Here is a 14,964-nt window from a genome sequence, read left to right as displayed (position 1 = left end):
GCTGGTCCCGGCGCGGTACGGCAAAGGGTCCGGGCGGGCGACGCGCGCCGGACGGGCCCGCTCCTAGCGTCCGGAGGGTCCGACCGCACCCCTCGAAGGAGCCCGTCCATGACCACGCCCGTGATCGAACTGCGCGAGGTGAGCCGCCGGTACGACGACGGCCCGCCCGCCCTGCACGACGTGTCGCTGACCGTACGGGCCGGCGAGGCCGTCGCCGTGCTCGGCCCGTCCGGCAGCGGCAAGTCCACGCTGCTCAACCTGATCGCGGGGCTGGACCGGCCGGACGCGGGGGCCGTCACCGTGGACGGGGTGCGGGTGGACCTGCTGGGCGAGGCCGGGGCGGCCCTCCACCGGCGGTCGAGGATCGGCATGGTCTTCCAGTTCTTCCACCTGCTCGACGATCTGACCGTCACCGACAACGTCGTCCTGCCCGCCCGGCTCGCCGGGATGTCCCGTGCCGAGGCGGGCCGCCGGGCGGCGGAACTCCTGGAGAGCCTCGGGGTCGACCGGCACGCCCGCGCCCACCCCGGCCGACTCTCCGGCGGGGAACGGCAACGCGTCGCCGTCGCACGGGCCTTGATGAACCGTCCGCCGGTGCTCCTGGCCGACGAGCCGACCGGGGCCCTGGACACGGCCGCCGGGCAGGACGTCAGCGCGCTGCTCACCGAGATCAACGCCGAGGGCCAGACCCTGGTCGTCGTCACCCACGACCTGGCTCTGGCGCGCTCCTGCACGGACCGTACGGTCAGGATCGCCGACGGCCGGATCGTCGAGGACGTCCGCTCGCGCGACATCGCCGAGGAGCCCGTCCGATGAGCGCCCTCGGCACGGTGGTGCGCTCGGGCGTGGGACGACGCCGGGTGCAGATGCTGGTGATCGGGCTCACCACCATGATGGCCGTGGCCGCCTCCGTCCTCGGCGGATCGCTGCTGGTGGTCTCCGGCGCACCCTTCGACGACGCCTTCGCCGGACAGCACGGTGCGCATCTGTCGGTCCAGTTCGACGCGGGCCGGGTCGGCGCCGAGCAGTTGGCGGCGTCCGGGCGGGCCGACGGGGTCGGCCGCGCGGCCGGGCCGTTCCGTACGGCGACGGTCACGCCACGGGCGGACGGGGCGGGCCCCGGTTGGCCGATGACCGTGGCCGGCCGGGGCGGGACCGGCCGGGGCGTGGACGAGTTGGCGCTGCTCGACGGGCGGTGGGCCGCGCGCCCCGGCGAGATCGTGCTCTCCGCCGACTCGTCGGTGATCCCCGTCCTGGGCGGGAGGATCTCCTTCGCCCGCCCGGCGGGAGCGCCCACTCTGACGGTGGTCGGGGTGGCCCGCTCGGTCACGGGGACCGCCGACGCCTGGGTCGTACCGTCCCAGGTGCCCGGGCTGACCACGTCCGGCAACGGCGGCATCCAGATGCTGTACCGGTTCACGGCCGCGGAGACCGAGGCGCAGATCGCCGCGGGAAGGAAGTCGGTGACGGCGTCCTTGCCGCCGGGTGCGGCCATCGGCGACCGGTCCTGGCTCACCGTCAGGAACAGCGCCGAACGCGCCACCGCTCTCTATGTGCCGTTCCTCATGGCCTTCGGCGTCCTGGGGCTGGTGATGTCGGTGCTGGTCGTGGGGAATGTCGTCGCCTCCGCCGTGGGCACCGGAAGGCGCCGGATCGGCATCCTCAAGGCCATCGGCCTCACTCCGGCCCAGGTCGTCCGGGCCCATGTCGGCCAGGCGCTGATCCCGGCCTCGGTCGGCACGGGGCTCGGTCTGCTCCTCGGCCATCTGTTCGCGGTGCCGGTGCTGGCCGAGGCAGGGGAGGTCTACGGCACTTCGTCCCTGGTCCTCGTGCCCCGGGTCGACGTGGCCGTGGTCGCCGGGGTGCTCGGGCTGGTGGCGGGGACCGCGTGGGCGAGCGCAGGGCGAGCCGGGCGCCTGCGCACGGTCGACGCGCTCGCCGTAGGACGCACGTCCTCGGCCGGGGGTGGGCGCCGGGCGGCCCGGGTGGCCGCGCGGCTGCCGTTCCCGCAATCGATCGCCCTCGGGCTGACCAGGCCCTTCGCCCGGCCCGGCCGGGTACTGGCCATGGGCACGGCGGTCCTGTTCGGCACCCTGGCCGTCACGTTCACCGTGGGAATGGGCGCCACGCTGGGCCAGGTGATGACGGCGAAGGCCCACGATGCCGCCGATGTCACCGTGCCCGCTCCCCCGCCGGACTTCGGCCCCCGGGAACCCGACGCCGGGAAGCGGCCGCGGGCCGATCCCGCCGCGGTCGCCGCGGCCGTCGAGGCCACTGCCGGGACCGGGAGGCACTACAGCGCGACGACGGTACCGGTGACCGTGTCCGGACTGACCGGCACCGTCCATGTCGTCGCCTTCACCGGCGACGCCTCCTGGGGCGGCTACACCATGGTCGAGGGCCGCTGGATCGACGGCCCGGGCGAAGCCGCCGTACCGACCGGGTTCCTCGCCGCCACCGGGGCCCGGATCGGCTCCACCGTCACCCTGAACGGCCTGGCCGAGCCGGTCACGGTCCGGATCGTCGGGGAGGCCCTGGACCCCCGCAACGACGGCATGCAGGTCTTCACCGACATCTCGTCCCTCTCCGCGGCGCGTCCCGACCCGGCACCGACGAGCCATCACATCGCGCTCGCGCCGGGCACGGATGCCGCGGAGTACGTCGACGCGCTCAACGCGCAGCTGGCGCCGCTGGGGGTCAAGGCCCAGGTCGGCGGGCCCGGCGCGGGCAGCGACATGGTCGTCACGCTCAACGCCCTGTCCGCGCTCCTCACGGTGATGCTGGTCGCCGTCGCCGCGCTCGGCGTGCTCAACGGCGTACTGCTCGACACCCACGAACGGGTCCGGGAGATCGGGATCCACAAGGCACTCGGCATGACCCCCCTCCAGACCCTCACGATGGTCGTGACCTCGGTCGTGGTGACCGGTCTGGTCGCCGGCGCGCTGGGGGTGCCGCTCGGCATGACCCTGCACCACCGGGTCATGCCCGCGATGGGCGACGGTGCCGGGCTCCGGCTCCCCGGCTCCGTCCTCGACGTCTACCACGCCGCGGAGGTCGTCCCGCTCGTGCTCGGCGGTCTGCTCATCGCCGTCCTCGGAGCGCTCCTGCCCGGCACCTGGGCCGCCCGGGCCCGGACCGCCACGGCCCTGCGCGCCGAGTAGGCCGGACTGCGCCCGGAGCGGGCGGGCGTCCGATACGCAGGTCTCCCGGAGCGGTCCGTCAAGGGCCGGGCGCACGCACCGGCCCTGACGGGTACGAGCGGGCAGGCGGCTCGGGGAACGGTCCGGGAGGACGGCGCGCCCCGGGCCGCCGACCGGCGTCGCGCCCGCTCCCCCGCCCGGATCAGGTGGCGGACCGGCTCGCCAGGTACTCCGTCAGGCCCTCGCCGGTGAGGGGGTAGTAGTCGGAGAGGCGGCCGCCCTCGTCCAGGCGGCGGCGGGCGAACTCCTCCCGGTCCTGGTGGAGGAGGGAGTCCTCGGCGAGCGGGATCGCGTTCGCCTGCGGGACGACCACGGCTCCGTCCTCGTCGGCGACGATCAGGTCGCCGGGCGTCACGAGCGAACCGCCCACCCCGACCGGCACGTTGAACGCGGACGGGAACAGGTCGGTCTGCGAGGCGTAGTGCGGGGTGACCCCGGTGCACCAGACGGGTACGCCGAGGGCGCGGATCCGGGCGGCGTCCCGGACCCGGCCGTCCACCACGATCCCGGCGCCGCCGCGCAGCTTGAAGTAGCGGACCAGCATGTCGCCGAGGCAGCCGGTGAAGTGGCTGCCGTGGGCGGAGACGACCAGCACGTCGCCGGGCTGGACGGATTCGAGGACGGCCCACAGCGCGGTCTTGCGCTCGATGTCCTCCTGCTCGGCGCCGTTGAAGACGTCCTCGCGCTGCGGCAGGAACTGGAGGGTCACCGCTCCGCCGGTGATCCTGACGTCCGGCTCGCGGTGCAGCGGCACCGGGCCGTCGATGAACGTCCGGGTGATCCCCATCTGGTGCAGCTTCGCGCAGGCCGTCGCGGCGCTCACGTTCTTGAGCGCGTCCACCATCCGCGCCGTGGGCCGTACGTAGTCCGAGGTGTGGACCGGTGCTCGCATCGACTCGTAACTACGGTTCTGTTCCTCGCCGTTGCTTCGGGTCTCCCCCGTCGACGGCGTTTCCTGGTCCCGAATCGGGTGCATGCACGTGCCCTTCCGCGTGCTCACCGCACGCAATGCCAGTGACATCATCGCCTATCGATGGTAGATAACAGCCAATCGATTAGTGATGTCAATGTGTCTGGAGTCCTCCGTGACCGGTGCTTCTCCCCACTCCCCCGACGCCACCGGCTGGTTCGAGGCGGCGCGCTTCGGGATGTTCGTCCACTTCGGGCTGTACAGCCTCGCCGCCCGGCACGAATGGGTACGCAGCCGGGAGGCCATGTCCCAGCAGGAGTACGACCGTTATCTGTCCCGCTTCGACCCGGACCTCTTCGACGCCCGGCAACTGGCCCGTACCGCACGCGAGTCCGGCATGCGGTACGCCGTACTGACCACCAAGCACCACGACGGATTCTGCCTCTTCGACTCGGCCCTGACGGACTACACCTCGGTCCGGGCGAACGGCCGTGACCTGGTGCGCGAGTTCGTCGAGGCCATGCGCGCCGAGGGACTGCGGGTCGGCCTGTACTACTCGCTGCTCGACTGGCACCACCCCGACTTCCCGGTGGACGAGCACCATCCGCTGCGCGGCACCGAGGCGTGCGACGAGCCCCGCGACATGGCGCGCTACCGGGCGTACATGGAGGGGCAGATACGTGAACTCCTCACCGGGTACGGCGAGATCGACCTGCTCTTCTTCGACTTCAGCTACCCGGAGAAGGGCCCCGGGGAGTGGGGGGCCGAAAGGCTGATGGCGCTGGCGAAGGAGCTGCGGCCGGGCATCCTCGTCAACGACCGGCTCGGCATCCCCGGTGACTACGTGACGCCCGAGCAGTACCAGCCGGACCGGCCGCTGGAGCGGGGCGGCGAGCGGGTGCGGTGGGAGGCCTGCCACACGCTCAACGGCTCGTGGGGGTACGACCGGGACAACCACGACTACAAGGACCCCGCGCTGCTGGTCCGGATGCTGGTGGAGTCCGTCGCCTGCGGCGGCAATCTGCTGCTGAACGTCGGCCCCACCGGCCGCGGCGCCCTGGACGCCCGGGCCCGCGCCACGCTCGGGGCGATCGGCGAGTGGACCGCGCTGCACGGGCGCGCCGTGCACGGCGCGGGGCCGAGCCCGCACCGGCCGCCCGCGAACGCGCTGTACACCCGGTCCGGCAACCGGCTGTACCTGCACCTGCTGGCCTGGCCGCTCAAGCACCTCCATCTGCCCGGGCTGGCCGGGCGGGTGCGGTACGCGCAGCTCCTGCACGACGGCTCGGAGATCCGCTTCCAGGAACTGGACGGCGCGCGGCACGAGCACAACAACCTCGCCCCGCCGGACCAGCCGGCCGGCACCCTGACGCTGACCCTGCCGATCGCCCGGCCCGACGTGCTGCTCCCGGTGATCGAGCTGGAGCTGGACGGGGAGGAATGAGCGCCGGGACGGGGCCACTGGGCACCTGCCTCGCGGCGGTCCTCGCGGCCGAGGACGATGCCGGGCTGATACGGCTGCTCGGCGCTCCGGCCGCCCGGACGGGGGTTTTGGACATCACCCGCCGCGAGGTCTGGGACGCGGTCCCGGAAGAGATACGGGACCGGATGCTGGCCGACGCGGAGGCGGAGCTCGGGCGGCCGGAGCCGCGGTTGACCGCCGGGGCGTGGGCCCGCGCCTTCCGCGACGGGAACCGCGGCGCGTACGAGGACGCCGCGTGGGCACTCCAGGAGCGGGTGTCGCTGCTGGTCCTGGCGGCGGTACTGGCCGACGAGGACGCCGGGGCGGCCGACGGTCCGGGGGCCTGCCCGTTCCTGGACGCGGCGATCGACGGGCTGGTGTCCTTCACCGAGGCCAGTACGTGGTGCTGGGCGCCGCACGACCGTTTCACGGCGGACCGCGGGGAACTGGTGCCCGACCCGGACGACCCCTGTCTCGACCTGGGCGCGGCCGAGGTCGCCTCCCTCCTCGCCTGGGCGGACCACGTCCTGGGGCCGCGGCTGGACCACCGGATGCCGGGGCTCCGGCGCCGGTTGCGCCGGGAGGTGGAGCACCGGGTGCTGCTCCCGTTCGAGCGCCGCCGGGACTGGCGCTGGATCGGCACCGAGGGCGACGCCAACAACTGGAACCCGTGGATCCATGGCGCCGTGCTCACCGCCGCGCTGCTGCTCTGCGAGGACGACGCCCGGCGGGCCCGGCTGGTGCGTCTGGTCGTGGCGGGCCTGGACCACTATGTCGTCACGCTCCCCGACGACGGCGGGATCGACGAGGGGATCGCCTACTGGTGGGTGGGGGCCTGCCGGCTGATGGAGATCCTCGACCTGCTGGCCGGGGTGGGCGGCCCCGCGCTGGACGCCCGGCGGCTGCCGCTCCTGGGCGAGCTGCTGAAGTATCCGCAGCGCATGCACTTCGGCGGCGACTGGTACGTGAACGTGGGCGACGCCCCGGCCCGGCTCTCCCCCGAGCAGCCCTGGCAGGTCCCCTTCCGCTGGGGTCTGCGGCTGGGGCAGCCCGCCACGGCCGCCCACGCCCTGGCCGGGGCCCGGCGCCGGCGCGACGCCGCTCCGCCCCGTGCGGGGCTCGGCCGGGCCCTGACCGCGCTCGCCGACCGGCGCTGGTGCCGCGCGGTCGTGGCCGGGCCGCCGGAACCCGCCGCACCGGAGCCCCCCGCTCCCTGGCTGGCGGCGCACACCTGGCTCCCCCGGCTCCAGATCCTGCTCGCCCGCGAGCGGGCGTCCAGCGCCGAGGGGCTCGCGGTCGCCGTGAAGGCCGGGCACAACGGCGAGCACCACAACCACCTGGACGTCGGCTCCTACTGGGTGGCGGCCGACGGGCGCCCCCTGGTGGTGGACGTCGGCCGGCCCACGTACACCGTGCGGACCTTCGGACCGGACCGCTACGCCGACTGGCCGTTCCGCAGCGACTGGCACAACGTCCCCGATCCCGGCGCCCCGCAACAGCCCGGCCCCGGGCACCGGGCGCGGGACGTCCAGGTCGAACTCGGCCCCGGGGCGGCGGGGATGACCGCCGAGATCGGCGGCGCCTATCCGTCCGGCACGGTTGCCCGGTGGCACCGCACCGTCCGACTGGTGCGGGCCGACGGGGAGGCGGACGCGTACGTGAGCGTCGAGGACCGGTGGGAGGACCCCGGCGCCGGGGTGGCGCTCCACCATGTGCTGGCCGGTCAGGTCGCGTACGGCGAGGGCTGGGCCACCGTCACCGGCCCCGGGGGCGGCGGTCTGCTGATGCGATGGGATCCCCTGGTCGCGGACGCCCACGTGGTCCGCAGGGAGATCGACGACCCGGAGCTGCACCGGAGTTGGGGCGATCATCTGAGCCGACTGACGCTCACAGTGCGCACCCCGGCACCCCAAGGCCACATCACCGTACGGTGGTTGCCGCACACCCCCGGCCGGCCGGGGCATGGAAAACCGACCGCAGAGGTTTGTGGCAGCACTCTTGAAGAAGCGGAGTGCCACCCCTAGCATCAGCAATCGATAGACGATAGACACAGGGGCGAGGACCTCAACCGCCTCCATCTCATCGCAATCGCACCACCCCCGCCGGGCGTTCACCACCCAGGAATGCCCGCGGAACCCCGCCGCCGTTCCTCCCGGGGATCTGCGGCTGAGTATCACCTATCGATTATTCACGACTACGCAACGGAGCGTGTCCCATGAAATCAGTGTGGCGCCGTACCTGCGGACTCGCCTTGGCTCCCTTGGTGATGGTCTCCGCCGTCGCCTGCGGCGGCGACTCCGACCAGGCCTCGGAGGGCACGACCCTCCGCGTCATCGTGAACATCACGCCGAATCTGACGGAGAAGTACTGGAACGACCTCTTCGCCAGGTACGAGAAGGCCCACGCCGGTGTGAAGATCAAGCTCGAACTCACCGGCACGATATCCGCCGACGCGAAGCTCCGGCAGGACCTGGCCGCGGGCGACCCGCCGGACGTGGCCCAGCAGATCATTCCGAGCGCCGAGACCGCCAAGCTCTTCGCCGACCTGTCCGACCAGGACTGGGCCGGGAAGACCCCGCTGGCCGATCAGTACACCGTGGACGGCAAGCGTTACGTGGCGGGCGTCGGCGAGCAGATCCAGTCCCTCGTCTTCTACAACAAGGCCGCCTTCGAGAAGGCGGGCGTGGATGCCACCAAGATCCGGACCATGGACCAGTTCACCACGGCCATGGGGGATCTGAAGAAGGCGGGCTACACACCGCTGCAGACCGCCGGGCAGTGGGTGACCGGGGGCCAGTTCTCGATGATGGCCGACGCCGGTGTGCTCACCGCCGACCCGGACTGGACGGCCAAGCGCAAGAGCGGCAAGAACTCCTTCGCCGAGAGCGGCTACCTCCCCTACCTCCAGACCTACAAGAGCTGGATCGACAAGGGCTACCTGCAGAAGAGCGCGCTCGGCCTCACCTACGCGGACGGTCAGACCAACTTCCTCAACGGCAAGTCCGCGATGTACATGATGGGGTCGTTCTTCGTTCCGGCCGCGGACGCGGCGAAGAAGAGCGACGAGGTCGGGGTGTTCACCATGCCGACCGACGGCGCCTACCCGTCGGGCCAGTTCGGCAACCTCTCCAACCCGTACGTCGTGGTGGACAAGTCCCGCCACAAGGCCGAGGCGATCGAGTTCGTGAAGTGGGCGACCACCGACCCGGAGGCCATCAAGAGCCAGCTCGCCTCGGACGGCAACCTGCGCAGCGGCTTCACGTACGACACCTCCAGCCTCGGCACCGCCGTGCAGCAGATCCTGGACAAGGCGCCCTCGGTGCTCGTGAAGTCCGGTGACCGCCAGCCGATCGCCGGGTTCAGCGACGAGCTCAACAAGCAGGTCCAGTCCCTGTACACGGGCTCGTCCGCCTCGGACGCCGCCAAGGGATTGGACAAGTGGTGGAACTCGCAGGGCTGAACACCGGCCGGCGGCAGCAGCGACGGACACGGCTGCGGGAGTCGGCCGTGTCCCTCGGGATGATCGGTCCGGCCGTCCTGCTCTACACGGTGATGACCGTCGTACCGGTGGGCGTCGCGGTCTACCTCAGCCTGACCGACTGGGACGGCTTCTCCACCGCCGCGTTCATCGGGCTCGACAACTACAAGCACCTGTTCGACGACCCGAGCTCCTCGGACGCCTGGTACGTGACCGGGCTGATCTCGGTGGTGGGCACCGCGCTCATGGTGGGCCTGGGGCTGGTGTACGCGCTGGCCCTCAAGGGCCGCTCGCGCTCGAACTCGTTCTTCCGGGCCGTGGCGTACTTCCCGCACGTCATCAGCGCGCTGATCCTGGGCTACCTCTGGGCGGCGATCCTCGGAACCAACGGCGCCATCAACAACACGCTGGCCAAGTTCGGGATCGAGCCGATCGGCTTCCTCTTCGACGAGAAGTTCGCCCTGATCTCGTTGATCGGCGTGATCGTGTGGGCCGGGTTCGGCTTCAACGTGGTGCTGTTCGTGGCCGCCCTGCAGACGGTGCCCGCCGAGCTGCTGGAGGCCGCGGCGCTCGACGGCGCCTCCCGGCGGCAGATCAACACCCGCATCGTGATCCCCATGATCGCGCCCGTGGTGACGGTGGCGACCGTACTCAACCTGGTGGGTCTGATCCGGGCGTACGACATCGTGGTCAGCCTCACCGGCGGCGGGCCGGCCGGCTCGACCCAGACGTTCACGTACCTCATTCTCGCCCGGTCCTTCGAGGGCACCAAGGTCGGGTACGCGACCGCTCAGGCGGTCTTCCTGATGGTGGTGTCCGCCGCGCTCGCCCTCCTCGTGACGGCGCTGCGCAACCGTCAAGACCAAGCAGCGACAGGTCAGTGAGGAGCCGGTGGTGGTGGTACTAGAGGCAGAGGTCCGCGAGAGGGCCGAGGCCCGGCCGGCCAAGGGTGACGACACCCGGGGGACGGAGGAGAAGGAGCCGCGCTCACCCGTGCGGTGGGTCCTGCTCGGCGTGCTCTTCGTCGCCATGATCGTGCCGATCTACCTGCTGGTGGTGAACGCCTTCAAGTCCCAGCAGGACATTCTCGACAACCCGTTCTCGATTCCGCTGGGCGGGCTGACCTTCGAGCACATGTCGGCCGCGATCAACAGCCCGCAGTTCAACGTGATCGGCGGATACGGCTTCACCCTGTTCCTCGTCGTGATCGTGGACGTGTTGTGCATCCTGCTCGCGGGTCCCGCCGCGTACGCGATCGCGCGCAGTCTCAAGCGGCGTACGCAGCTGGTGCTGCTGTACTTCCTGGCCGGGACGTTCATCCCGGGCGCCGCCGTGATCATCCCGGTGATCTACGTGCTGCGGGAGATCGGTCTGGCGAACACCGTGACCGGTCTGGTCGCCCACGACGTGGCGTCCACACTGCCGGTGAGCATCTTCCTGTTCGTCGGCTTCATCCGCACCATCCCCGTGGACATCGACCACGCGGCGACGATCGACGGGGCGGGCCGGTACCGCACGTTCTGGTCCATCATCTTCCCGCTGATGCGTCCCGCGGTCGTCACGGTGCTCATCCTCAACTCGATTGGGATCTGGAACGACTTCGTCTCCCCGCAGATCCTGCTCAGCCCGTCCTCCGGGCACTACACGGTCACGACGGCGATCTACGCCGGCATCAGTCAGTACTCGACCGACCTGACGAAGGTGTTTCCCAACCTTCTGCTCGCCATCGCACCCGTCGTCATCTTCTTCATCTACATGCAGCGCCACATCATCAGCGGTCTCACCGTCGGCGCCGTCAAGGGATGAGCCGGTGGACGAACCGGCAAGGGACGACCGGGTTCGACGTTTCCCCTCCGAGAAAGAGTAGAGAAAGGACCACAGCGTGATGAGGAGTCGGAGGCCATGGTCCCGCAAGGGGCCCTGGTCCGCAGCCGCCCTGCTCACATCCCTGATGGTGGTGGCGGCCGGTCACCCGGCCGTCGCCCAGCCGGACCGGGCCAGGTCGGGACAGACGTACTACGTCTCCCCGACCGGCCGGGACCAGGCCGGGGGCAGGACCCAGGGATCCGCGTTCCAGCACATCCAGCAGTGCGCGGACGTGATGGTGCCGGGCGACACCTGCCTGATCCTGTCCGGCACGTACGAGGAGACCGTCGTGCCGGCCCGCTCCGGCACGGCCGCGGAGCCGATCACCTACCGGGCCGCTCCGGGGGCCCAGGTCACGGTCAGCGGGGCGTCGAAGGTCGGCGGCTTCCACAAGGTCACCGGTGCCGACGTCACCCGGATCGCCGAAACCGACCCGTTCGCGGCGGACTCGCCGTTCAGCGAGGCGGTCGCGGCCGGAAACGTGTACAGCACCGATGTCGACCTCGGCCAGGACGTGACCACCGTGCAGGTGTTCACCGACAAGAAGATGGACATCGAGGCGCAGTGGCCCTACCCGGGGCTCGATCTGCTCTCCCCCACCCTCCAGTACGCCGGCGCGGGCAGCGCGGAGGCCACCATCGCCGACCCCGCCCTGACCCGCCCGGCGGGGTACTGGGACGGGGCCCGCGCCCTCACCGGCTACTGGTACATCTCCGCCACCACCACGGTGAAGAGCTCCGCCCCCGGCTCGGTGACCCTGAGCGAGGCGCCGGTCTGCTCCCACAAGGTGGTGCCCAAGGAGACCCGGTACGCGCTCTCCGGCAAGATCGGTGAGCTGGCCCGCCCCGGCGAGTGGTTCTACGACCCGACCGCCAAGCGCCTGTACCTGTACTCCACCGACGACCCGAGCGGCCACACCGTCGAGGCGAAGCGCCGCACCTACGGCTTCGACCTGGCGAACGCCAGCCACACCACGGTCCAGGGCATCGGCCTCTTCGCCACCACGGCGCGGACGGGTGCCACCAGCACCGGCGTCACCCTGGACGGCATCACCGGCCGCTACCTGTCGCACTACACGGACATCACCCGGGGCGGGACGGACTGCGGCTCCACGGTCACCCGGGGCGTCGGCGACACCGGCATCATCCTGGACGGCACCTTCAACAAGATCGTCAACAGCGATCTGGCGCTGAGCGCCGGCAACGGCATCGCGCTGCGCGGGCAGAACAACACCGCCACCGACAACGTGATCCGCGACGTCGACTACATGGGCACCTACGCGGCGGGCGTCGCCGTCCAGGGCAACAGCCAGACGGTCACCCACAACACGATCGCCGACGTCGGCCGCAGCGGTATCAACCTCCAGTGGAACGAGGTCCCGGGGCTCACGCCCGGCAAGGACGTCATCGCGTACAACGACATCTCCGGCTACGCCCGCCTCAGCCTCGATGTCGCCGCGATCTACACCTGCTGCAGCGCGTGGATGATGGGCACCTCCATCGACCACAACGTGCTGCACGACCCGAAGCCCGCCACCACCTCCACCACGTTCGGGATCTCGGGGGTCTACGCGGACAACGGCCAGAGCGATCTGGTGATCGCGAACAACGTGGGCTGGGGCAACCGCGAGGGCACGGTGATGCTCAACGGTCTGGGCACCGGCTCGCACAACAACAGCGTGTACAACAACACCGGCGGGATGACGTTGTTCTACGTGAAGGAGCCGAACGCGTCGACCGGCACCAAGATCTACAACAACATCGGCGAGATCCGGGGCCTGGCCGGTGCGACCGACGGCGGGCTGGTGCTCTCCAACAACCTCCCCACGGGGACCGACCCGCTCTTCGTCGACGCGGCCGGGCGCGACTACCGGCTGAGCGCGGAATCCCCCGCGCGCAACCAGGCGATCCCGCTCCCGGGGATCAACGACGGCTCCACGGACGCGACGCCGAGCCTGGGTGCCTACCAGTACGGTGCTCCCCGCTGGATCGCGGGCGCCCGTAGGTAACCGCGTACGAGAACGGCTGTGGGCCCGGTCCGGAGATCTCCGGACCGGGCCCACAGCGGTCTGGTCAGTCCGACGGTGACGCCGCGGCCGCCGGCTTCCGGGCAGCGGTCTTCCGGGCCGTCGTCTTCTTCGCGGCCGGTTTCTTCGCCGCTGTCTTCTTCGCGGCCGCCTTCGCCGGGCCGGCCTTGCCCGTGCCCGTCTTCTCCGTACCCGCCTTGTCCGTCGCGGCGCCCCCGGCGGGCTGCTTGGCCTCCCGCCCGTCCGGGACGGGCCCCCGGCCCGCCGCGTGGTCGGCGAACGCCTCGGCCGCCCGGTCGGGGTCCCTGGCCCGCAGCAGACCGACGAGACGGCCGTGCTCGTCGGCCATCGCGCACCGGTCCCCGTCGAAGAGCGGATCGGAGATGGCCCGCAGCGTGCGCAGACTCGGCTCGATGACCTCCCACATCCGGGCCAGGAACGGGTTGCCCGCGTACCGGCTGACCAGGGTGTGGAACTCTATGTCGGCGTCGCGGAACCCGCTGACGTCGCTCGCGGCCACCGCCTCGTGCATCCGCTCCACGAGGGCGTCGAGCTCGGCGAGCTGCTCCTCGGTGATGTGCTCGGTCGCCAGCCGGGCGGCCAGCCCCTCCAGCGGCTCGCGCACCTGCCGGGCGTACTCCGCGTCCTGCGAGGAGATCTCGACGACGAAATGGCCCCGGCGCGGGACATGGGTCAGCAGACCCTCACGGGCGAGCCGCTTGACCGCCTCGCGCACCGGGGCCTGGCTCACCCCGAGCCGACGCGCGATCTCCGACTCGACCACACGGTCGTTCGGCGCGAGATCGCCCTCGACCACGGCCTGGCGGAGCAGCTCGTACACCTGGTCCGAGATCAGCGTCTTGCGGAACCGGTCCTTGTTGGTGGCCAGTGTGGAGACGAATCCACCCGACGCGTTAGATGCCATGAATTCCCAATCCAGCACAGGGGCACGTGAGTTGCGACATAATACGCGCCCGTCTTCTCTCGACGGAATCACACCGAGGGTGTCGGCCACCCGGCCGGTCAAGGCCGTGCGGCCCCCTCGGAACAGCCCCGGCAGGCGCCTCGTGACGGCCCCGCGGGGCCCGGGGCGACTCTCGACGGACGGGTCGGACAGTATTCATCGCCTATCGATCATCGAGAGAATCGAAGCAGGGGCGTTCGAGCACTGTCAACCACGCCCGGTCAGCCGGTGAGCCCGTACACCCGGACCGCGGTGGTGTGCAGGACGCGCCGCAGCCCGTCGTCCGTCAGGTGGGCGAGTCCGGGGCGGGGCGCGGCCAGCGCGTCGGCCCGGCCGCCCCGGGGCAGACAGATCGGCCAGTCCGAGCCGACGAGGCAGCGGTCCGGGCCGAACGCGTCCACGGCGTACCGCACCAGGTGCGCGACGCGCTCGGGCGGGACGCCGTGCTGCTGGGTGAGGAGGCCGGAGATCTTCACCACCACGTTCGGGTGCGCGGCGGCGCGTTCGACGTCGCGGTACCACTCCCCCGCCTCCGGCGCGCGGGGGTCCGGGGCGTTGCCCAGGTGGTCGACGACGACGGTCAGGCCGGGGTGCCGGTCGGCGGCCTCGGCGGCGGCGGTGAACGCTCCCCGGTACAGGTTGAGTTCGAGCACGGTCCCGGTCTCCGCGAGCACCGGGACGAGCGTACGGGCCTGTTCGGGGGTCCCGTCCCACTCGGCTCCGCCGAGCCGCATCCCGTTGGGACGGCCGGGCTCCCGGAGCAGGTCGCGGAGCGCGGCGGGGCCGGCCGGTGCGTGGACGTGCAGATTGGCCACATAGCCGGCTACCAGGTCCGGTCGACGCAGGCGCAGTTCGCGCAGGGCCCGGGTCTCCCCGATGTCTCCGCGCGAGGCCTCCACCAGCACCGCCCCGGTCAGGCCGAGACCGGCGCCGGAGCGTTCCAGGTCGTCCTCGCCGAAGGCCCGGTGGTGTGGATCACCTGGCTTGATCCAGGGGAAACCCTCGGCCGGATCCCACAGGTGGACATGGCAGTCGATCACGGTGTGCCTCCTCGTCGG

Annotated in this window: 11 protein-coding genes; 8 read left to right on the top strand and 3 right to left on the bottom strand. The window is 71.4% G+C overall.

Translation table 11 applies throughout. The features are described from left to right. Positions 1–108: 108 nt before the first annotated feature. Positions 109–816: an ABC transporter ATP-binding protein gene (locus tag ACF08W_RS03465; RefSeq protein WP_385218052.1), complete on the top strand. Its 708-nt coding sequence runs from the start codon at positions 109–111 to the stop codon at positions 814–816. Beyond that, the gene (locus tag ACF08W_RS03460) at positions 813–3,161 is read left to right on the top strand and encodes an FtsX-like permease family protein (protein WP_392278239.1); all 2,349 of its coding nucleotides are present in this window, start codon (positions 813–815) and stop codon (positions 3,159–3,161) included. Before ACF08W_RS03465 ends, ACF08W_RS03460 begins: the two co-directional genes overlap by 4 nt. A 181-nt stretch (positions 3,162–3,342) precedes the next feature. Here the strand turns inward: ACF08W_RS03460 and ACF08W_RS03455 are convergent, their stop codons facing one another. Further along, a complete protein-coding gene (locus ACF08W_RS03455; protein WP_352280414.1) occupies positions 3,343–4,092 on the bottom strand; it encodes a ribonuclease activity regulator RraA in 750 nt (249 codons plus the stop codon). Positions 4,093–4,267: 175 nt separating this feature from the next. On the opposite strand from ACF08W_RS03455, the gene ACF08W_RS03450 reads away from it, so the two are divergent. The 6 genes from ACF08W_RS03450 to ACF08W_RS03425 all read left to right on the top strand — a co-directional run bounded on the left by ACF08W_RS03450 (position 4,268) and on the right by ACF08W_RS03425 (position 12,924). Continuing rightward, positions 4,268–5,554, top strand: coding sequence for an alpha-L-fucosidase (locus tag ACF08W_RS03450; RefSeq protein WP_392278336.1), 1,287 nt, complete (start codon positions 4,268–4,270; stop codon positions 5,552–5,554). Then, complete coding sequence (locus ACF08W_RS03445) at positions 5,551–7,596, top strand: heparinase (RefSeq protein WP_385218058.1); 2,046 nt, start codon at positions 5,551–5,553, stop codon at positions 7,594–7,596. Before ACF08W_RS03450 ends, ACF08W_RS03445 begins: the two co-directional genes overlap by 4 nt. Before the next feature lie 191 nt (positions 7,597–7,787). Next, complete coding sequence (locus ACF08W_RS03440; protein WP_392278238.1) at positions 7,788–9,032, top strand: ABC transporter substrate-binding protein; 1,245 nt, start codon at positions 7,788–7,790, stop codon at positions 9,030–9,032. Beyond that, positions 9,011–9,934, top strand: a complete 924-nt coding sequence (locus tag ACF08W_RS03435) for a sugar ABC transporter permease (RefSeq protein WP_366299178.1) — start codon at positions 9,011–9,013, stop codon at positions 9,932–9,934. The genes ACF08W_RS03440 and ACF08W_RS03435 overlap by 22 nt, the downstream gene beginning before the upstream one ends. Before the next feature lie 10 nt (positions 9,935–9,944). Next, a complete protein-coding gene (locus ACF08W_RS03430; RefSeq protein WP_352280409.1) occupies positions 9,945–10,856 on the top strand; it encodes a carbohydrate ABC transporter permease in 912 nt (303 codons plus the stop codon). A 79-nt stretch (positions 10,857–10,935) separates the two neighbouring features. Continuing rightward, positions 10,936–12,924, top strand: coding sequence for a right-handed parallel beta-helix repeat-containing protein (locus tag ACF08W_RS03425; RefSeq protein ID WP_392278237.1), 1,989 nt, complete (start codon positions 10,936–10,938; stop codon positions 12,922–12,924). A 64-nt stretch (positions 12,925–12,988) separates the two neighbouring features. On the opposite strand, the gene ACF08W_RS03420 is transcribed toward ACF08W_RS03425, so the two are convergent. Beyond that, positions 12,989–13,867, bottom strand: a complete 879-nt coding sequence (locus ACF08W_RS03420) for a GntR family transcriptional regulator (RefSeq protein ID WP_392278236.1) — start codon at positions 13,865–13,867, stop codon at positions 12,989–12,991. Positions 13,868–14,127: 260 nt separating this feature from the next. Further along, on the bottom strand, positions 14,128–14,946 hold the full coding sequence (locus tag ACF08W_RS03415; protein ID WP_392278235.1) for an amidohydrolase family protein: 819 nt from the start codon (positions 14,944–14,946) through the stop codon (positions 14,128–14,130). Positions 14,947–14,964 lie beyond the last annotated feature (18 nt).

It is taken from the genome of Streptomyces sp. NPDC015144 (genome assembly GCF_043079735.1).
Taxonomy (GTDB): domain Bacteria; phylum Actinomycetota; class Actinomycetes; order Streptomycetales; family Streptomycetaceae; genus Streptomyces.
This window is presented reverse-complemented; position numbering and strand designations above follow the sequence as displayed.

Bases quoted from the DNA above. Each gene is read 5' to 3' on its own strand.
- ACF08W_RS03465 (WP_385218052.1), top strand. From the start codon at position 109: ATGACCACGCCCGTGATCGAACTGCGCGAGGTGAGCCGCCGGTACGAC.
- ACF08W_RS03445 (WP_385218058.1), top strand. From the start codon at position 5,551: ATGAGCGCCGGGACGGGGCCACTGGGCACCTGCCTCGCGGCGGTCCTC.
- ACF08W_RS03440 (WP_392278238.1), top strand. From the start codon at position 7,788: ATGAAATCAGTGTGGCGCCGTACCTGCGGACTCGCCTTGGCTCCCTTG.
- ACF08W_RS03460 (WP_392278239.1), top strand. From the start codon at position 813: ATGAGCGCCCTCGGCACGGTGGTGCGCTCGGGCGTGGGACGACGCCGG.
- ACF08W_RS03455 (WP_352280414.1), bottom strand. From the start codon at position 4,092: ATGCGAGCACCGGTCCACACCTCGGACTACGTACGGCCCACGGCGCGG.
- ACF08W_RS03450 (WP_392278336.1), top strand. From the start codon at position 4,268: ATGTGTCTGGAGTCCTCCGTGACCGGTGCTTCTCCCCACTCCCCCGAC.
- ACF08W_RS03425 (WP_392278237.1), top strand. From the start codon at position 10,936: ATGAGGAGTCGGAGGCCATGGTCCCGCAAGGGGCCCTGGTCCGCAGCC.
- ACF08W_RS03420 (WP_392278236.1), bottom strand. From the start codon at position 13,867: ATGGCATCTAACGCGTCGGGTGGATTCGTCTCCACACTGGCCACCAAC.